17 protein-coding genes and 1 riboswitch are annotated in these 18,986 nt (G+C 62.8%); of the genes, 5 read left to right on the forward strand and 12 right to left on the reverse strand.

Annotation, left to right across the window (positions count from 1 at the left end; genetic code table 11):
- Nucleotides 1-28: 28 nt before the first annotated feature.
- On the reverse strand, nt 29-994 hold the full coding sequence (locus EN807_RS27135) for a hypothetical protein (RefSeq protein WP_127319645.1): 966 nt from the start codon (nt 992-994) through the stop codon (nt 29-31).
- 156 nt (nt 995-1,150) lie between these two features.
- Here EN807_RS27135 and EN807_RS27140 point away from each other — a divergent pair, with 156 nt between their 5' ends.
- On the forward strand, nt 1,151-1,735 hold the full coding sequence (locus tag EN807_RS27140; RefSeq protein WP_135937411.1) for a nitroreductase: 585 nt from the start codon (nt 1,151-1,153) through the stop codon (nt 1,733-1,735).
- Complete coding sequence (locus EN807_RS27145; protein WP_135937412.1) at nt 1,736-2,344, forward strand: flavin reductase family protein; 609 nt, start codon at nt 1,736-1,738, stop codon at nt 2,342-2,344.
- A gap of 71 nt (nt 2,345-2,415) precedes the next feature.
- Here the strand turns inward: EN807_RS27145 and EN807_RS27150 are convergent, their stop codons facing one another.
- On the reverse strand, nt 2,416-3,030 hold the full coding sequence (locus tag EN807_RS27150; protein ID WP_135937558.1) for a TetR/AcrR family transcriptional regulator: 615 nt from the start codon (nt 3,028-3,030) through the stop codon (nt 2,416-2,418).
- Nucleotides 3,031-3,159: 129 nt separating this feature from the next.
- Here EN807_RS27150 and EN807_RS27155 point away from each other — a divergent pair, with 129 nt between their 5' ends.
- Nucleotides 3,160-4,620, forward strand: coding sequence for an MFS transporter (locus tag EN807_RS27155; RefSeq protein WP_135937557.1), 1,461 nt, complete (start codon nt 3,160-3,162; stop codon nt 4,618-4,620).
- A gap of 66 nt (nt 4,621-4,686) precedes the next feature.
- On the opposite strand, the gene EN807_RS27160 is transcribed toward EN807_RS27155, so the two are convergent.
- Together EN807_RS27160 and EN807_RS27165 are read right to left on the reverse strand one after the other, a co-directional pair.
- Nucleotides 4,687-5,568 carry a CoA ester lyase gene (locus EN807_RS27160; protein ID WP_135937413.1) on the reverse strand — a complete coding sequence of 294 codons (882 nt, stop codon included), beginning with the start codon at nt 5,566-5,568 and terminating at the stop codon, nt 4,687-4,689.
- Nucleotides 5,569-5,571: 3 nt separating this feature from the next.
- Complete coding sequence (locus tag EN807_RS27165) at nt 5,572-6,027, reverse strand: MaoC family dehydratase (protein ID WP_135937414.1); 456 nt, start codon at nt 6,025-6,027, stop codon at nt 5,572-5,574.
- Between the two features lie 239 nt (nt 6,028-6,266).
- On the opposite strand from EN807_RS27165, the gene EN807_RS27170 reads away from it, so the two are divergent.
- Nucleotides 6,267-7,388, forward strand: a complete 1,122-nt coding sequence (locus tag EN807_RS27170; protein WP_135937415.1) for a DUF2336 domain-containing protein — start codon at nt 6,267-6,269, stop codon at nt 7,386-7,388.
- A 55-nt stretch (nt 7,389-7,443) separates the two neighbouring features.
- On the opposite strand, the gene parE is transcribed toward EN807_RS27170, so the two are convergent.
- The 4 genes from parE to gcvT all read right to left on the reverse strand — a co-directional run bounded on the left by parE (nt 7,444) and on the right by gcvT (nt 14,067).
- Entirely contained in the window at nt 7,444-9,495 is a 2,052-nt protein-coding gene (gene parE / locus EN807_RS27175; RefSeq protein ID WP_135937416.1) for a DNA topoisomerase IV subunit B, read from the reverse strand.
- A gap of 234 nt (nt 9,496-9,729) precedes the next feature.
- Entirely contained in the window at nt 9,730-12,540 is a 2,811-nt protein-coding gene (gene gcvP, locus EN807_RS27180; RefSeq protein WP_135937417.1) for an aminomethyl-transferring glycine dehydrogenase, read from the reverse strand.
- A gap of 16 nt (nt 12,541-12,556) precedes the next feature.
- Entirely contained in the window at nt 12,557-12,925 is a 369-nt protein-coding gene (gcvH, locus tag EN807_RS27185) for a glycine cleavage system protein GcvH (protein ID WP_135937418.1), read from the reverse strand.
- 5 nt (nt 12,926-12,930) lie between these two features.
- A complete protein-coding gene (gene gcvT, locus EN807_RS27190) occupies nt 12,931-14,067 on the reverse strand; it encodes a glycine cleavage system aminomethyltransferase GcvT (protein ID WP_135937419.1) in 1,137 nt (378 codons plus the stop codon).
- Nucleotides 14,068-14,215: 148 nt separating this feature from the next.
- A riboswitch (glycine riboswitch) is annotated at nt 14,216-14,302 on the reverse strand.
- A 164-nt stretch (nt 14,303-14,466) separates the two neighbouring features.
- Between gcvT and EN807_RS27195 the strand changes: the two genes are divergently transcribed.
- On the forward strand, nt 14,467-15,468 hold the full coding sequence (locus tag EN807_RS27195) for a hypothetical protein (RefSeq protein ID WP_135937420.1): 1,002 nt from the start codon (nt 14,467-14,469) through the stop codon (nt 15,466-15,468).
- A gap of 44 nt (nt 15,469-15,512) precedes the next feature.
- On the opposite strand, the gene EN807_RS27200 is transcribed toward EN807_RS27195, so the two are convergent.
- The 4 genes from EN807_RS27200 to EN807_RS27215 all read right to left on the reverse strand — a co-directional run bounded on the left by EN807_RS27200 (nt 15,513) and on the right by EN807_RS27215 (nt 18,601).
- Nucleotides 15,513-16,319 (reverse strand): molybdopterin-binding protein, encoded by an 807-nt coding sequence (locus EN807_RS27200; RefSeq protein ID WP_135937421.1) that lies wholly within the window; start codon nt 16,317-16,319, stop codon nt 15,513-15,515.
- A gap of 1 nt (nt 16,320) precedes the next feature.
- Nucleotides 16,321-17,202: a cytochrome b/b6 domain-containing protein gene (locus EN807_RS27205; protein ID WP_135937422.1), complete on the reverse strand. Its 882-nt coding sequence runs from the start codon at nt 17,200-17,202 to the stop codon at nt 16,321-16,323.
- 113 nt (nt 17,203-17,315) lie between these two features.
- Nucleotides 17,316-17,999, reverse strand: a complete 684-nt coding sequence (locus EN807_RS27210; protein WP_135937423.1) for a DUF1345 domain-containing protein — start codon at nt 17,997-17,999, stop codon at nt 17,316-17,318.
- Nucleotides 18,000-18,133: 134 nt separating this feature from the next.
- Nucleotides 18,134-18,601 (reverse strand): YaiI/YqxD family protein, encoded by a 468-nt coding sequence (locus tag EN807_RS27215; protein WP_135937424.1) that lies wholly within the window; start codon nt 18,599-18,601, stop codon nt 18,134-18,136.
- Between the last annotated feature and the right edge of the window lie 385 nt (nt 18,602-18,986).

Consider the following 18,986-nt stretch of genomic DNA (forward strand, 5'->3'; position numbering starts at 1 on the left):
CGATCCCGTACGGCAATGTCCGGACGGTTTAGTCCGCGCCTTCCTCGGGATCCATCGCCGAGGCCTCCGTGGCAAGAACCTCGATTTCCTTGTTCTGCCCGGCCACGACCGTAAAATCCTTCTGGTAAATGCGGTCGCGGTTCTTGGCGATGATGGTGTAGTCGCCCTCGGCAAGCACCATCGAAGCAAAGGCGCCGACGGTTTCCTTGATGGGATCGCCGGATTCGTTGAGCAACGACCAAGAGGTGTCGGCAATCGCCTCTCCACCTGACTCGCGTACCAGCTTCATGGTCATCTCCGCAGCACGGTGCTCGACGGCCGCTTCGGTCAGCTTGCCGGCCTCGACGCGTATGTCGGAGCGGATGACCGCATTCACCCCGCCATAGGTCGAGACGACGTGATAGACGCCCGCGTTCAGCCGCACCACGCTGTTCGGCTCGACATCGGGTATGATCAGGGCGCGATCGTGATTGGCTTCGGCTTGGCCCTCATAAATCGAAAACCGCAGTTTCTTCGGCGGTATGCGCACCCCGCCCGATAGTACGGCATCGAGCTTGAGCCCGCCGGCATCGAGCACGAGGCTTTCGCGCTTGGCGTCCTTGCCGACGGTGATGCGCTTGGTGGCGCCGGCCCGGCCGTAGGAGGCATGGACCAGGTAGCTGCCGGGCTCGAGCTGGAACACCGCGCTGCCGCCATGGGCGGAAGCGACCATCGGCAGCTTGCCGTCGCCGGTGGGTTCAGGCTTGAAGACGCGCCAGACGATGCCACGCGTGATGTCGGCGCCCTTGTCCGTCAATTGCGCCGACAGCGTGATCGCCCCGCTGCTCCCCAATGCCAGCGGTGTCTCGCTTTTCGGAGGCGCATAGGTCGAAATTCCGGGAAGTTTCAGATCACCGAGGCCGTCCACATCCTGCGCGAAGGCAAGCGAAACCGGCACCATGAACAGTGCGGCAGCGAGCCAGATCAGGAAAAGACGCAATGTCCCCTCAAACATGCCTTGCGTTGAAGCCCAAGGCGGTGGCAATTTCAAGGCTTAAGACTCCGATCAGCTTCTGCTAGAGGGCTCTTTGTCCGGCGCGCCGCGCCAATGCCCGAGCCGCCCGATGCCCCGATGGTGCGCTTCAGCTCAAATTCCAGGAGACTTGCGCCCATGGCGTCGCCGATCATCGACTTTCTGCTGACCCGAAATTCCGCACCGATCCCGGAGTTGAAGGAACCGGCGCCCAGCGACGCCGACATCGCGACGATGATCGCCGCTGCTTCGCGGGTGCCGGACCACGGGCGCCTCGAGCCCTGGCGCTTCATCCTTTACCGCGGCGAGGCACGCATCGAGATCGGCAAGAAGCTGGCAGCCCTTGCCGAACAGCGTGAAGGGCCGCTGCCAGAAGGCCGGCACAATCAGGAACTGGCGCGCTTTTCACGCGCGCCGCTGGTGATCGGTGTGGTATCGAGCCCGAAGGAAAACCCAAAAATCCCGCAGTGGGAAATGTTCCTGTCGGGCGGCATGGCGGCGATGAACCTGATGATATCCGCCAATGCGCTGGGCTATGGCACCAACATGATCAGCAACTGGTATTCCGATGTGCCGGAGGGCAGGGCGATCCTCGGGTTGGCGCCGCATGAGCGGGTCGTCGGCTTCGTCCATATCGGCTCCTATCTGGGGCCGGCGCCGGAACGGCCGAGGCCTGATCCGGCAAAGCTCTATGCCGACTATGCAGGGCCGTGGGTGGGCTGAATGTTCTACGAGCCGGCAAAGGGTCATGGCCTGCCGCACGACCCGTCCAAGGCGATCGTGGCGCCACGGCCGATCGGCTGGATCTCGACGGTAAGCAAGGCCGGCAAGATCAATCTCGCCCCTTATTCCTTCTTCAACGCCTTTTCGACACGACCCTTCATCGTTTGGTTTTCGTCCGAAGGCGAGAAGGACAGCGCCACCTTCGCCGAAGAGACAGGCGAGTTCGTCGCCAATCTCGTCAGCCGCGATCTCGCTGAACAAATGGTCCGCACGGCGGTCGATGCACCGCGCGGCGTCACCGAATTCGTCTATGCCGATCTCGCCATGGCGCCGTCGCGTCTTGTTGCGCCGCCCCGCGTGGCGGCGGCGCCGGCGGCGCTTGAATGCCGGGTGACGGAAATCCTGCGGCCAAAGGCGCTGGACGGGACGCTGACCAGCGCTGTCGTCGTTGCCGGCGAAGTTGTCGGCGTGCATATCGACGATGCGTTCCTGAACGACGGCATGTTCGATATCATCAAGGCGGGCAATGTCAGCCGTCTTGGCTATATGGATTACGCCAGTGTCAGCGAAATCTTTTCGATGCGCCGGCCGCGCTGGGGAAAAGACTAGAATTTGATCCCGATGGAATCGGGATGGGACGCTAACTTCTTGGTCGTTCTCCCGTTCCGGGGAGACATGCATCAACGATTGCTTCTCTCGATCATCGCAACGATTGTCTCGTAAAGTTCGTCCCGCGCCTGTTGAGCGGTGATTTCTCCCGTCGCAGCAGCATGGGACAAGGTGTCCGCTGCGCCTAGCATTGCCCAAAAACCGGCCTGCATTATCCCTCTTGGCCCTGTAAACGGGGCCAACGCCTTCCGGCACCTCTCGATGAAATCCAGTTGGTAATCCCGCTTGACGGTCTCCAGTTCAGGCGAGCCTGCCAGCGCGGCCAGCACGCCGGGGATCTCACGGCCCTGAGCCAGCACGCATTCGACGTAGGACGACGCGATGACAGAGGCTTTCTCTTCCAAAACCGAAGCGCTTCCTTCAAGGGCGGCGTCGATCAGAGCCGTCTGGCGCGCGTCGAAATCCTGATAGAGGGCGGTCAGCAAACCATTGCGCGTACGGAAATGGTCATAGACCACCGGCTTGGCGACACCGGCCTGTTCGGCCAGGCGCGGCAGCGTCAACGCGTCGGTGCCTTCATCGCGAACCAGCCACCTCGCCACCTCAAGCAGTTGGCTTAGCCGCTGCTCGCGACTGAGACGAATGCGCCTCCCTGTGGATTCGCGGTTCTTCAGTGTGCTTGACATGTCTATGTACCAAAAGTAGCTTACCTGGAGTATATAGAGTTTGCTCTTCAACCGCAACCATCCGCCGGACGTCCGCCGGCGGCCGAATCGGCACGCCTCCGCATGCCGTTCGCAGAGGATTTGTGTCTTATGACCGATACTTCACTTGCACGCTCCACCGACCGCAGGGCATGGTTGGGCCTCATGGCCGTCCTGCCTCTGGTCCTGCTCGTAGCCATGGACGGCTCGATACTCTATCTCGCCATGCCGCGTGTGACCTCGGCCATCACGCCGACCGCTGACCAAGCACTCTGGATTCTCGACATCTACGGTTTCGTGGTTGGATCGCTGCTGATCGTCTTCGGCAATATCGGCGACCGTTATGGGCGGCTGAAGCTGATCATGATCGGCGCGGTGGTTTTCGGTGCTGGATCGCTCGGCGCAGCCTATTCGCAAACGCCTGAAAGCCTGATCGCCTCGTGCGCCCTAATGGGACTGGGCGGCGCGACACTGTTGCCCTCCGGGCTGGCGATCGTGAGCTCGCTGTTCCCCGATCCGAGAACACGCGCTCAGGCGATCGGCATTTTCGCGGCGACTTTTGCAGCTGGTTTCGCCATCGGGCCTGTCATCGGCGGCCTGCTGTTGCGGCAATTCGAATGGGGCGCCGTGTTTCTCATCAATGTCCCCGTCGTGATCGGCTTCCTGATCTCTGCACCGGTACTGCTTCAGGAGGTGCGTTCGACTACCTACGGGCGGATCGATCTCGTGAGCCTCGTATTGTCCTTCGCAGGCATCCTGTTGTTCACATATTCGCTCAAGAGCGCGGCGGCCCATGGCTTCACGCCGACGCTATTGACCATCGGGATCGTCCGCATCTTTGCCCTTGGGCTGTTCGTGCGCAGACAGAGCAGGATCGACTATCCGCTGCTTGACCTGGACCTGTTCCGAGACCCCATTTTGTCCATCGCCATCCTAACCGGTCTTCTTACGCTGGTTGTCTGGTCGGCCACCGGATATCTGTCGGGCATCTATCTGCAATCGGTGCTGGGCTTTGATGTTTTCAACGCTGCACTGCTGACGCTGCCGGGCGCGATCGTGCTGACGGCGACTTGCGTGGGCACCGCTCGCATCGTGGAGCGGATCGGCCGCAAAACCGCCCTTGTTGCCACACATCTGCTCATCAGCGTCGGCGTCCTCCTGCTGCTGTTCACGACCACCGAGGTCGGAATCGCGGCCTTCATCGCTTCGACCATGATCGCTGGCGTCGGATATGGGTTGTCCTTCAGCCTCGTGGCCGAGATCGCGGTGTCGGCCGTTCCTGCCGAACGAGCGGGTGCGGCGAGTTCGATCGCCGAGACCAGCAACGAACTGGGCAACGCGCTGGGAATTTCCCTGCTCGGATCGTTGGCCGCGCTGAGCTTCCGGCTGTTGGGTCCCGGCGTTGCCGGCACGCTCAACGAAACACTTGATCGGTCGGACCCTGAAATTATCGAGCGGGCCAATGATGCCTTCCTCACCGGTTTACATGTCGCGGTCGGCGCCGGCGGACTGCTAACGCTTGCAACTGGCATCATCGCGTGGCTCTGGCTGCCGAGAAAGTTACCCGAATGACCTCTGCTTGCAGGGAGTTAGGAGTTATAAGACACCCCGAAGCAAGGATTTCCGGCAGAAAGCCCGCTAGGTGGAAATCCCTGCCGCCCTGGCTCGCGCCAGAAGCTGCTCTGCCAGCCGCAGATGCGGCCGGTCGTACATTTTGCCATCGATGCCGACGACGCCGGGATTTCCAGCCGCCTCGAATGCCTGAACGATCGCCAGGGAGTGTTTCACCGCCTCGGTCGACGGCGTGAAGGCAGCGTTGATGACCGGCACTTGCGCCGGATGGATCGCCATCTTGCCGGTGAATCCGTCGCGCTCTGCCTCGGCGCATTCCGCCTCGAAGCCGCCCATGTCGCGAAAACTGGGGAAAACCGTGTCGATCGCCGCGACTTCCGCGGCACCCGCGGCGAGGATGGTCATGGTGCGGGCGAAGCGGAACACATCGGTGTAGCGGCCATTCTCGTCGCGCGCCGTGCGCGCACCGATTGCTGCCGAGAGGTCTTCCGCACCCCAGGTCAGGCCGACAAGCCGCGCGCTTGGGTTGGCGTAGGTCGCAGCCGCCAGCACGCCGGCAGCTGTTTCGGTGATGATCGGCAGGATTTTTATCGCACCATCCGGCAGCCCGCTTTCGGACTCGTGCACCCTGAGCTTTGCCGAGAGATGCTGGACATCCTGTCCGCTATTCGACTTCGGCAGCATGATGCCGTGGGGTTTCACTGGCACGAGTGCCGCCAGATCGTCATCGGTCAGGCCGGTCGAGAAATCGTTGATGCGGACATAGATCGCGGATCTGGTTTGGTGCCTGTGTTCGGGGATGAAGCGTGCGGCGATGTCGCGTGCCAAGGCCTTGTTTTGTGGCGCGACCGAATCCTCGAGATCGACGATGACCACGTCGGCGCCGGCGCCAAACGCCTTTTCCAGCTTCTTTTCGGAATCGCCGGGAACGAACAGCAGCGAGCGCATCGGTCAGGCCGCCTTCTTCTTCATCATCATCGCCTGCCTTGTGCATTTGGCGACGAGCACGTCGTTCTGATTGTAGGCGCGGTGCTCGAATTCGACGATACCGCGGTCCGGCTTCGACCTGGAGTCGCGCACCGACACCACCGTCGTCTCGACGCGGATGGTGTCGCCGTGGAAGACCGGATGCGGAAACACTGTCTCCTTCATGCCGAGATTGGCGATGGTGGTGCCGACGGTGATGTCGTTCACCGAAATGCCGATCATTAGGCCCAGCGTGAACAGCGAATTGACCAGCGGCTTGCCCCATTCGCTCTTGGCGGCGAAGTCGAAATCGATATGCAGCGGTTGCGGGTTCAGCGTCATTACCGAAAACAGCATGTTGTCGCTTTCGGTGACGGTTTTCCGCAGCGTGTGCCGGAAGACATGGCCGACGACGAACTCTTCCAGATAAAGCCCGGCCATGCTCGATCTCCTCCGCTGCCGCATCGGCCTGAAAATCGGAATCGATGTTCGGAAAGCACGATGCGAAGACTCAAAGTGTTAGAGCGTACTTCTGTGCGTCCGCTCTTAAGGGGTTGATAGGCGCTGCATACCGCGCTCGCAAGCCAGTTAACAAACATGGTGAACCGTTCGTAAACCATTTCTGCCTACGGTCTTCACTGGGGCGGGAACGGACTCGGGTTAGGGGCGTAGCGGACGGCATGGTTGTTTCGCATTTCCTGAAATGGATCTACACGGCCAAGGTTTCGGAGCGCGCTGCTGCGGCAAGCGCTCTGGCTCGCGCCTACATCAATGCCGATCTGCCTTTCGAGGACCGCTGCGCGGCGGAGGCCGCGCTGACGCTGCTGCTCGACGATGCTTCGTCGAAAGTGCGGCTGGCGATTGCAGAGGCGCTGTCGATGAGCCATCACGCGCCGCTGCAGATCATCAGCGCGCTGGCGTCCGATCAACCGGAAGTCGCAAGCCTGGTGCTGGCACGTTCGCCGCTGCTCACCGATGCTGATCTGATCGACCGCGTTGCCGGCGGCCAGAAGGCGACGCAGAAACTGATCGCCGATCGTGCGCGCGTCTCCATGGCGGTTGCCGCGGCGATCGCCGAAATCGGCGAGCCGGAAGCCTGCGCCACGCTTCTCGCCAACAGCGGCGCCGACATCGCTTCGCTCAGCTTCCGCCGTATCGCCGAACGCCATGGCCATCTGCCTTCGATGCGCGAAGCGCTGATATCAGATGCGCGCCTGCCCGCCGACTGCCGGCATATGCTGCTGATAAAACTTGGTGAAACGCTCAAAGGTTCACCGCTGGTGCTGGCGCTGATGGGCCGTGCCAGAGCCGAGCGCGTCATGCGCGACGCCTGCATCAAGGCGTCCATGACGCTGATCGAAGGCACACGCCAGGAAGAACATGCGGCGCTCATCGAGCATCTGCGCCTGCGCGGCGACCTGACCGCAAGCTTCATCATTCGCACCATCGCGCATGGCAAGGTCGATTTCTTCGGCTCGGCGCTGGTCGCGCTCAGCCAGCAATCCGAACAACGGGTGAGAGCGCTGCTGGCCGGCGGGCATGACGTGGCGCTGCAGGCGCTGTTCCGCAGCGCCGGCCTTGCCGCGGCCACGCACGCGATCATCCTGCGCGCGCTGAAGATCTGGCGCGAGGTCGCCAATGGCAAGCGCCTTGCCGGCGTCCAGGAAGTGAGCTGGCTGATGCTGAAGGAATTGGGCGGGCAGTCCGCCGTAGGCGATCTCGCTGGGTTGGTCAAATCGATTCATCTCGATGCGCTGCGCGAAAACGCGCGTGGCCATGCGCTGGCGATCGCGGCGGCTTAGACCTTATCCTTCGCGAAGAAATCCGGGAGCTCCGCATTCGTGCGAGCGAGTTAGCTCAGATATCCAGCACTTCCGTCTCGGCGAATTCCGCACGTTCCTGGATGAAGCGGAAGCGGGCTTCCGGCTTGGTGCCCATCAGCGCGTCGACCGCATCCTTGGTCGCCGCCTCGGCGTCGATGACATCGACCCTGAGCAGGGTACGCTTTCTAGGGTCCATGGTGGTTTCCTTGAGCTGGGCGGCCATCATTTCGCCCAACCCCTTGAAGCGGCCGATTTCGACCTTGCCGCGCCCGGTGAACTCGGTGCGCAGAAGTTCGTCCTTGTGCGCATCGTCGCGGGCATAGGCGACCTTGCCGCCTTGCCGGATCGAGTAGAGCGGCGGCACCGCCAGATAGAGATGGCCGCCGCGGACCAGGCTCGGCATCTCCTGATAGAAGAAGGTGATCAGCAACGAAGCGATATGGGCGCCGTCGACGTCGGCATCTGTCATGATGATGACCCGGTCGTAGCGCAGATCCTGATCGCGGTACTTCGAGCGTGTGCCACAGCCAAGCGCCTGGATCAGGTCGGAAATCTGCTGGTTGCCGGCAAGTTTGTCGTTGCCGGCGCTAGCGACGTTGAGGATTTTGCCGCGCAGCGGCAGCACCGCCTGGCTGGCGCGATCGCGCGCCTGTTTCGCCGAGCCGCCGGCCGAATCGCCCTCGACGATGAAGAGTTCTGCGCCGGCCGCGGCATTCTGCGTGCAGTCGGCGAGCTTGCCGGGCAGCCGCAGCTTGCGCACCGCGCTCTTGCGCGAGACTTCCTTTTCCTGGCGCCGGCGCACCCGCTCGTCGGCACGCGCGATCACCCATTCGAGCAGCTTGGAAGCTTCCTGCGGATTATCGGCCAGCCAGTGATCGAAGGGGTCGCGGATGGCGGTCTCGACGATCCTGATCGCTTCGATCGTGGCCAGCCTGTCCTTGGTCTGACCGACGAATTCCGGCTCGCGGATGAACACAGACAGCATGCCTGCCGCTGAGATCATGACGTCTTCCGACGTGACGATCGATGCACGCTTGTTGCCGACCAGCTCGGCATAGGCGCGCAAGCCGCGCGTCAAGACGTTGCGGAAGCCGGCCTCGTGCGTGCCGCCTTCGCCGGTCGGAATGGTGTTGCAGTAGGAATTGAGGAACCCGTCGCCGCCGAACCAGGTCACCGCCCATTCGAGCGAGCCGTGGCCGCCTTGCCTGTCGCTTTTGCCGGCGAAGATTTCGCGCGTGACCTGGAATTCGTCGCCGAGCGAGGCTTTCAGATAGTCCTTAAGGCCACCGGGAAAATGGAACTCGGCCTTAGCCGGCGTCGTGTCCTTCTCCTTGATCAGCGACGGATCGCAGGTCCAGCGGATCTCGACGCCGCCGAACAGATAGGCCTTCGAGCGCGTCATGCGGTAGAGCCGCGCCGGCTCGAATGCTGCACCCTTGCCAAAGATCTGCTCGTCGGGGTGGAAGCGTATCCTGGTGCCGCGCCGGTTATGTACCTCGCCGAGTTGCTCCAGGCCGGTCACCGGAACGCCGCGCGAAAAACGCTGGCGATAGAGCTGGCGCCCACGCGCGACCTCGACCTCGAGATGGTCCGACAGCGCGTTGACGACGGAGACGCCGACGCCGTGCAGGCCGCCCGAGGTCTCGTAGACCTTGCTGTCGAACTTGCCGCCCGAATGCAGCGTAGTCATGATGACTTCGAGCGCCGGCTTCTTGAATTTCGGATGCGGATCGACCGGAATGCCGCGGCCATTGTCGGTCACCGCCAGATATCCATCGGCCGAAAGCTCGACATCGATGAAGGTCGCGTGGCCGGCGACCGCCTCGTCCATCGAATTGTCGATGACCTCGGCGAACAAATGGTGCATCGCCTTGTCGTCGGTGCCGCCGATATACATTCCGGGCCGCCGCCGCACCGGCTCCAGCCCTTCCAGAACCTCGATGTCGGCGGCGCTATAGCTCTCGCTGCCGTCGCGGGATGCCGGGCGCTTCGCCGCCTGCACCAGCGGGTCGGCCGGGCGAGCGGTGGCGCGAACCGGTTGCGGCTGCTTGTCCATAGTGCCGAAAAGATCGTTGTTGTCGTCCATGCTGGTCCTGGATTGCGATGCTGCGAATCACCGCTCGATACTGCCACGCTTTTTGCGGGCAGGCGACGGAGGTTCCTGTTACGTTCGAGGATAGAGCCTCTTACTGCAAAACCATCCGGCAACCAAGCGGCGGAAATGGGTCGAAACTCCGGCCATAGGGGTTTGCCGTCTCGGCCACCCTCATTGCCTATGCGCGGGAAATGAGGGGGCAGTCTGCCTCGCAGTCGACTGGTTCTATTCCGCCGCCCCCAGATACTCCGACAGCGGCGGACAGGAGCAGACGAGGTTGCGGTCGCCGGCGACATTGTCGATGCGCGACACCGGCGGCCAGTATTTGGCTGATGTGTCGGCATCACCGGCGGGGTAGGCCGCCTCCAGGCGCGAATAGGGATGGGGCCACTGGCCGGCCAGCGTCTCGGCCGCCGTGTGCGGCGCATTGACCAGTGGATTGTCGGCCAAGGGCCATTCGCCTTTCGCCACCTTGGCTGCCTCGCCTGATATCGCGATCATCGCCTCGCAGAAGCGATCGAGCTCGCTCTTGGGCTCGGACTCGGTCGGCTCGACCATTAGCGTGCCGGCCACCGGAAACGACATGGTCGGCGCATGGAAACCATAATCGATCAGCCGCTTGGCCATATCGTCGACGCTGATGCCGGAGCTCTCCTTGAGCACGCGGGTGTCGAGGATGCACTCATGGGCGATGCGATCGTGCCTGCCCTTGTAGAGGAGCGGGAAGTGCGGCGCGAGCCGCGTCGCCACGTAGTTGGCGGAAACAATCGCCGTCTCGGTGGCCTGCTTGAGGCCGGCAGCGCCCATCATGCGGATATACATCCAGGTGATCGGCAGGATCGAAGCGCTGCCGAACGGTGCGGCCGACACGGCATGGCCCGAGCCTTCGGTGACGTGGCCGGGCAGATACGGTCTCAGATGCGCCTTGACGCCGATCGGGCCGACGCCGGGACCGCCGCCGCCATGCGGGATGCAGAAGGTCTTGTGCAGGTTCATGTGGCAGACATCGGCGCCGATGTCGCCGGGGCGAGCGAGGCCGACCAAGGCGTTGAGGTTGGCGCCGTCGAAATAGACCTGGGCGCCATGCTCGTGAATGAGGGCGCAGAGGTGGCGCGCGCCTTCCTCGTATACGCCATGCGTCGAAGGATAGGTGAACATAAGCGCGGCCAGATTCTTGGAATGCTCATTGGCTTTGGCACTCATATCTTCCATATCGATATTACCATCCTCGGTGCAGCGCACGACGACGACGCTCATGCCGGCCATCGCCGCACTCGCCGGATTGGTGCCATGCGCGGATGACGGGATCAGGCAGACGGTGCGGTGGCCTTCGCCGCGCGAGCGGTGATAGCTGCGGATGGCGAGCAGCCCGGCGTACTCGCCCTGGCTGCCGGCATTGGGCTGCAGGCTGACCGCATCGAAGCCAGTGATCTCCGACAGCCAGCCTTCCAGTTCGCCGACCATCGCGCGATAGCCTGCCGACTGCCCGGCCGGCGCGAATGGATGCAGATTGGCGACGCTTGGCCAGCTCACCGGCATCATCTCGGCGGCGGCGTTGAGCTTCATCGTGCAGGAGCCGAGCGGGATCATGGCGCGGTCGAGCGCCAGGTCCTTGTCGGCCAGCCGGCGCAAGAAGCGCATCATCTCAGTTTCCGAGTGGTTTTCGTGGAAGACCGGCTGGCTGAGAAACGCCTTATCGCGTGGCTTGCCCGGAGTGGTGCTGGTGCCAGCAGCGCCTGCCTTGGCGCCGAACAGTGCTGCGATGGCGTCCAGATCGGCATCGGTCGAGGTCTCGTCGAAGCTGATGCCGACGTGGTCGGCGTCGATGACGCGCAGCAATCGGCCGGTCTTTTCAGCAGCGGCGGCGATCGCGCCGGCTCTGCCGTTCACTTCCACCGTCACCGTGTCGAAGCGGCTTGCGCCAAGCACCGAAGTTCCTGACGCAGTGAGACCGGTTGCCAGCCGGTTAGCCAATGAATGGATTCGGCCGGCAATCGCCTGCAGCCCGGCAGGGCCGTGCCAGATCGCATAGGCCGTCGCCATGTTTGCGAGCAGCGCCTGCGCGGTGCAGATGTTGGAGGTCGCCTTGTCGCGGCGGATATGCTGTTCGCGCGTTTGCAGCGCAAGGCGATAGCCGGGGCGGCCCTTGCTATCGGTGGATTGGCCGACAAGGCGGCCGGGCATCAGCCGAGTCAGCCTGTCGGAAACGGCGCAATAGGCGGCATGCGGCCCGCCAAAGCCCATCGGCACGCCAAAGCGCTGCATCGGGCCGACGGCGATGTCGGCGCCAAGCGTAGCCGGCGCGTCGGTCAGCGTCAGGCCGAGCGGATCGGCAATGAAAACGATCAGCGCGCCGGTGGCGCGGGCCTTCTCGATTACCGCCTTGTGGTCGCCATAGACGCCAAACGTATCAGGCCAGGAGACCAGCAGAGCGGCGGTGTTGTCGTCGATCGTGTCGCCGTCGACCTCGATGCCGAGCGGCTCGGCGCGGGTGCGCACGACGTCGAGCGTCTGCGGGTGCGGCGTGCCGGCAAGCGCCACCTTGGTCCGCTTGTCGCGATGATGGCGCAACGCAATGCCGACCGCCTCGGCCACCGCCGTCGCCTCGTCGAGCAGCGAGGCCGACGCCACCGGCAGGCCGGTCAGTTCGGTAACCAGCGTCTGGAAATTGAACAGCATTTCGAGCCGGCCCTGGCTGATCTCAGCCTGGTAGGGAGTGTAAGCCGTATACCAGGCCGGGTTCTCGAACAGATTGCGCTGGATGACCGGCGGCACGTGGGCGCCGTGGTAACCGGCACCGATAAAGCTCTTCAACACGGTATTTTTGGCCATCGTCGCCGAAAGCTCGGCCAGCGCCTCCGCTTCGCTCGCCGGGGCCGGCAAGGCCAGCGGCCGGTCGAGCCGGATCGATTTCGGCACAGCCTGGCTGATCAGCGTCTCGACGGAGGGAACGCCGATCGTCGCCAGCATGGCTCTGACGTCATTGAGGCCGGGGCCAATATGGCGGGCCGAAAAGGCGTAGGGTGCTGCGGTCATCTTCCTGGTCCTGCTATCAACCAATATGGGCTTTGTAGGCGGCCTCATCCAGGAGACCTTCGAGTTGGCTTTCATCGGCCAGCTTCATCTTCCACAGCCAGCCGTCGCTGGTCGCCGCCGAATTGACCAAAGACGGGTCCGACGAGAGCGAGGTGTTGGCCTCGGTGATCTCGCCGTCGACCGGTGCATAGACGTCCGATGCCGCCTTGACGGATTCGACCACGACGGCCGTGTCGCCCTTGGCCAGCTTTTTCCCAAGCTCCGGCAATTCGACGAAGACGAGATCGCCGAGTTGCTCCTGCGCGTAGTCGGTGATGCCGACGGTGGCGATATCGCCTTCGACGCGGAGCCATTCGTGATCTTCGGTGAAATAGGTTTTTGCCATGAAGTTCATCCTTTGCGGTAGCGATGGGGCGTGAAGGGCAGGGGACTGACATCGACCGGGATTTTGGTCCCGCGAACGTCTGCGAAGAGTTTTGCGCCAGGTTTGGCCAGCGACGTCTGGACGTAACCCATGGCGACCGGATGGGCGGCCGAGGGGCCGAAGCCGCCGGAGGTGACGTGGCCGGCGGGATTGCCGTCGGTGTCGAAAAGGGCAGCGCCGGTGCGCACCGGCTGGCGGCCTTCCGGCTTCAGTCCGACGCGTTTCTGCGCCGGGCCGCGCTCCAGGATTGAACGCAATGCGTCGGCGCCGATGAAAGCGCCAGAGGCGCGAACCTCCTTTGGGATCGCCCACATCAGCACGGCGCTGGCCGGGTCGATCTCAGGCGTGATGTCCAGCCCGTGCAGGCACAGCCCTGCTTCGAGCCGCAGGCTGTCCCGGGCGGCCAATCCAACCCACATCACGCGCTCGTCCTCGAGCAGCTTGGCGACGAGATTTCGCGCATCCGCTTCCGGCAGGCCGATCTCGAAACCGTCTTCACCGGTATAGCCCGACCGGCTTATGAACCAGTTTTCGCGGGGCTCAAAGCCGTGCATGAACAGCAGCGATCCGGTCTCGATGCCGGCGCGGGACAGGGCGGCCCAGGCTTCAGGCCCCTGAACCGCCAGGAAGACGCGGTCGAGTGCATCGATATTGGCATCAAAATCCCCCTTTGCCTCAACATCCCCCTTTGCCTCAACATCCGGGGCAAGCCCACGAAGGTGCTTTTCGTCGGCTTCGGCATTGCCGGCATTGGCAACGACCATGAAGCGTGCCTGGCCGAGCCTGGTGACGATCAGATCGTCGAGGATGCCGGCGGCTTCATTGAGAAAGAACGTGTATTTTGACTGGGAAACTTCAAGCGCGCCTGCGTCGAACGGGCAGGCACGGTTGAGCAGTGCTTCAGCGCCCGAGCCACTGATCTCGAACAGCTTCATGTGCGAGATGTCGAACAGGCCGGCATGCTCGCGGGTATGAAGGTGCTCCTTCATCACGCCGGCCGGATAGGTCAGCGGCATCGACCAGCCGGCGAACGCGCCAAAGCGCGCACCGGCGCCCGCGTGCAGGTCTTCGAGGGGAAGGTGTTTGGTATCATCGCCCGTCATGTCGTCTCCAGAGTCGCACGCAATCGGCCGCGAATGGCGACCAGTCCGTGCCCCTCTGTCTGAAGCCTGAGAGACTCGCGCCCCGTAACTCTGTCGGCAGCGCTTACACCTTCGGCGCGGGGGCAAGCCCCGACTTTCCAGAGTGTCTTTCCCGTCTACGGTTCTTTTGCCTGAGAGATTTCGGGCGATTTCCCCTTCGGCGGCAGCTCTCGCTGCTCTCTCCCGCAAACAGGTAGGACTCAATTTGAGCCCTCGACTAGCCATCCATAGCCTGCGGGCGACACCTTGTCACCTCCCAGCGACACCTTACCGACAAGTCTTCGCTAACCACGCGGTTTGCCGGTTTCTCAACGAACTCCCGATATATTGGGTCCAAACGACGTTCGGGCGGGGAACGAAATGGCCGAATTAACGATGAGCGCGCTTGCGGCCGGGCTGGCCTCGAAAAATCGGATTACAGCGGAAGACGTGGTCACGCTGCGCCGCGAGGTGTTAGGCGACGGCGTGGTGACGCGCGGCGAGGCCGAGGCGCTGTTTGCGCTCGACGCAACGGCCAAGGAAAAATGCGCGCAATGGCCGGACTTTCTCATTGAAGCCGTCACCGACTTCATCGTTCATCAGGAAAAGCCGGCGGGCTATATCTCGCAGGACAATGCCGACTGGCTGGTCCGGGCGATTTCACGCGACGGCATGGTCAACAGCCGGACCGAACTCGAATTGCTGGTGCATGTGCTGGAAAAGGCGAAATCGTCGCCGAACGGGCTCTGCGCCTATGCGCTGGAGCAGGTCGCTCATGCCGTCATCGACGGCAAGGGGTCGCTGATGCACGACGGCAAGCTGGTTGCCGGCCTGATCGCCAAAGCGGAAGTCGAGCTTCTGCGCCGCATCCTCTATGCCCATGGCGGCGACGGCAACATCGCGATCACCCGCGCCGAGGCCGAGATGCTGTTCAAGATCAATGAGCGGACAGCGGCTGCCGACAACGATCCGTCATGGAATGATCTGTTCGTCAAAGCGATCGCCAATTTCGTCATGTGCTCGGCCGGCTACGAAGCGCCGATGCGCGACGTGGCGCTGCGCCGGGATTCTTTCTTCGAGCAGGCGGAACCGGAGATCGGCAGTTTCTTTGGCCGCATGGTATCGGGCGGCCTCGCCGGCATCATGGAAGCCTATCGCGCGCCGGGCGATATCGAATCCGCATGGGAATCGAAGAACAAGGCAGCCGAAGCACTGGCCCGCCGCGCCGAAACCATCGACGCGAGCGAGGCGAAGTGGCTGGCTGAGCGCATCGGCCGCGACCAGCCGCTGCGCGAGAACGAGCGGGCGCTGCTGACACTGATCAAGCATGTCTCGCCGGAAATCCATCCGGTGCTCAAACCGCTGATCGACAGGGTCGCTTGAGCAAAAGCACTAAAACACTGATCGGAAACGGCGGAGCTATGGCCTCAAATGCCGCCGTACCAGTCGTAGCCATTGTCCTCCCAGTAGCCGCCTCTGCCGCCGCCGATATTGGCGAAACCGTCGACCAGTTCGATCTTGCGGAGATATTTCGGCATCTTGTAGCCGATCTGGCGCTCGACGCGGACACGCAACGGCGCGCCGTTCTCGACCGGCAGCGGCTTGCCGTTCAAGCCATAGGCAAGGATCGTCTGCGGGTGACGGGCATCGATCAGGTCGATCGAACCGTAATATTTGATGTCGCCGGACAGGCTACGATCGATCGTGTCGAGGCAATGGAACATCACGTAACGCGCCTGCGGCTTGACCACCGCCTGATCAAGCACCAGCGACAGCGGCGTGCCGGTCCATTTGGCGATGCAGCTCCAGCCTTCGACGCAGTCGTGGCGGGTGATCTGGGTGCGGCTTGGCATGTTCATTAGCTGCTCGCGGGTCAGCGACAGCGGCTTTTCGACGAGGCCGGAAACCTCGAGCCGCCAGTCGGCGAAATTGTTGGCGAGCAGGCCCTTGTAGACATCGTCGTCCGGCGCGGTGACGCCATTCGGCCGCTGCGGCTGGCGAATGTCGGCTTCGGTGAATTCCGGCGCCAGCGAATCGCCGGCAAGCAGGCGTTGCGCGCGCCAGGTAAGGCCATTGGCGCCTTCGAGGAAACTGCGCAGGCCGTCGCCGACACCAAGCTGGCTGTCGAAGGCATCGCAACCCGACAGCATGATACCGGAGACGCCGAGGCTGGCCGAGGTCAGGAATTTTCTTCGGCTTATCTGTAGTTTGGGGCTGATCTCAAACTTCGCCATCTCACGCACTCCTCTCGGGCGGCTTGCTGCCATGCGCCGGCGGATCGGTTCGGTACCAGCCGGTGATGATGGAACGCAACTCGTTGATCGGGCCGGCGGCGAAGATCATCACTATATGGACGATGAAGAAGGCGACGAGCAGCAGCATCACGATGAAATGAATCGTCCGCGCCGTCTGCCGGCCGCCGAGCAGATCGTTGAGGAACGGCAGCACCGCGTTCATGCTCGGCGACATGGCAAGGCCGGTGATGATCATCAGCGGCAGCAGCACGAACATTACGCCGCCATAGGCCATCTTCTGCAGCGTGTTGTATTCGCGCCTATGGTGGAACTTGAGCCTGGCATGATCGGCGATGTCTCGCGGCAACCGCCTGAAATCGTCGATGCGCGGGGCAAGATCGCGGCGCAGATGGCCATTGACCAGGCTGGCGACCAGCCAGACGACCAGTGTCGTGGTCAGTATCCAGGCGAAGAAGAAATGGACGACGCGGGCGGTGCCGAGGTCGTAATAAGAGGGGATCGTCGCCCAGGACGGGAAAGCGCGGGACGTCTCCCGACCCGCCGGCCCCGACCAGCCGAGCACACCGGTCGTATCGAAGCGCTTGCCGAAGATTTCGGTGTAGCCGCGCGGACCGTTTGCAGTGTTCTCGGCGCCGATGGCAAAGATGGTGTTGTCATAGGCGAATCCCGATTCCTTGCCGATATAGAGCTGGGGGCGGGCGTTGAAGATCTGCAGGCCGGAAAGCAGCATGAAGAACAGCGAGATGGCCCAGAGCCAGTGCGTCAGCCGCGTCCAGCCCGACTGCCGGTAGATCAGCGTCGCATCCTTCGGCGCAGCAGTATCTGGTCCGACGGTGGATTGTCTCCTGGCAACCGATTCCACTTTTTCGCGTCCTTCCGGCCGCTCAGTCGGCCTTCCCGATCCTTGTCCTCCCAATACGTTACCAGCCAAAGCGATGTTTCATCCGATCACGGAATTATTACGGCCTGCCGACACTACCGGCTCCCCAGGCTGACGGCGAGGTTGACCGCGGCGGCGACGATCACTGTATTGAAAAAGAACGAAACGATCGAATGCAAGAGCACGATGCGACGCATTTGCGTCGTCGAAACCGCGGTATCGGAGGTTTGTGAAGTCATGCCGACGGTGGTCGAGAAATAGAGGAAATCCCAGCCGTCCGGCCGCTCCTTACCTGCAAACACGAGGCCGCCGACGGGCTTTTTCTGCTTCGCCTTGCTGCCGGCGTCGGTCTCCTCATCGTTCAGCCAGTAAACATGGGCGTAGTGCAGCGCCGTCATGGCGTGGATGGTGAACCAGCCGAGCGGGATCGACAGCAGGGCGAAGGTGAGTTCGACAGGATGCGCGCTGCCCTCGCGATTGATCAATTGAAACAACGAGATAATGGCGACGGCGGCGACAATCAGCGTCACCGCAAAGATGACCAGCACCGGCTGATCGGTGGCGCGGGCATTCTTGCTCAGATAGCGGTCGGTGAGCAGCGGCATCTGGGCGACGACGATGACAGTGTAGGCGGCGAAAAACGCATTGGCGCCGATCGAAAAGGCGAGCGGAGTTCGCAAGACCAGCGCGATCGCCAGCGCAACTACACCGATACAGGCCGACACCGCGAACTGCATGTGGCGGTGAAGTGGTTTCTTCAGCGGCATCTCGGTCGTCATGGCCCGGCCTCTGATGGCGGTCCGTCTTCCCGCCGCTCGTCTTTTAGGACTCGGACACTATAGCACTTTTGACTGTGCGCATGATGCCGAAGATCGATCCCCGGTTTTGCTGCGCTGATCTCCGGTTCAAAGCGCTAGCCCGGTGCGGCGGATTTCAGCGCACGCCGCAAGATGCGGTCGAGCTCGCCGAGAAACCGCGAGCGGTCCTGCGGCGCGAAACTGGCGTTGTAGCCCTTGCTTTCGCCGATCTCGCGCAGATGCTGCTTGAGGTCGCGCATCGCCACCGCCATGCCGATCGTTTCCGGCGTGAACGGGCGCCCGGTCGGCCCGAGCACGTGGGCGCCGAGCGCCACCGTGCGGGCGGCAAGCGGGATGTCGGCTGTCACCACGATGTCGTTGGGCTTGGCATTGTCGACGATCCAATCGTCCGCCGCGTCGGCGCCCTTGGACACGACGACGTTGCGGACCATCGGATCGCGTGACGGGCGCAGGCCGCCATTGGAGACGAAGGTGACGACGACGCCATGACGCTCGGCGACTTTCTCGACCTCGGCCTTCACTGGGCAGGCATCGGCGTCGACGTAAATGGCGGGTGCGGGCATGGTTCGTTCCAAGGCGTATGGAGCCGGGCGGCTTCGATGATATTCGGGCGGTCGCCATCCCCGCAACGCTCCATGGCCTCTTCGCGCAGGGGCAATCGCTTCAGACAAAGATAGCCTCCAACCCATGTTGGAATGACCAATGTCGAGGTCGGCGCTGCCCCTCATCTGCCTGCCGGCATCTTCTCCCCGTATAGGGACGGGGAGAAGGGGTTGGCCGCAACCTCGGCACCCTCTCTGGAACGCTAGAGATGGCGAAACCCTTTGTGAAGGCGTCTTTCTCCCCGTCACTATACGGGGAGAAATGCCCGGCAGGGCAATGAGGGGCAGCCCAAACCTGAAGCGATTGCCTTGCTTTCCTCGCGGTCCAAGTCGCGATATCCGCGGC

The sequence above is a fragment of the Mesorhizobium sp. M5C.F.Ca.ET.164.01.1.1 genome (assembly GCF_004792125.1).
Classification (GTDB): domain Bacteria; phylum Pseudomonadota; class Alphaproteobacteria; order Rhizobiales; family Rhizobiaceae; genus Mesorhizobium; species Mesorhizobium wenxiniae.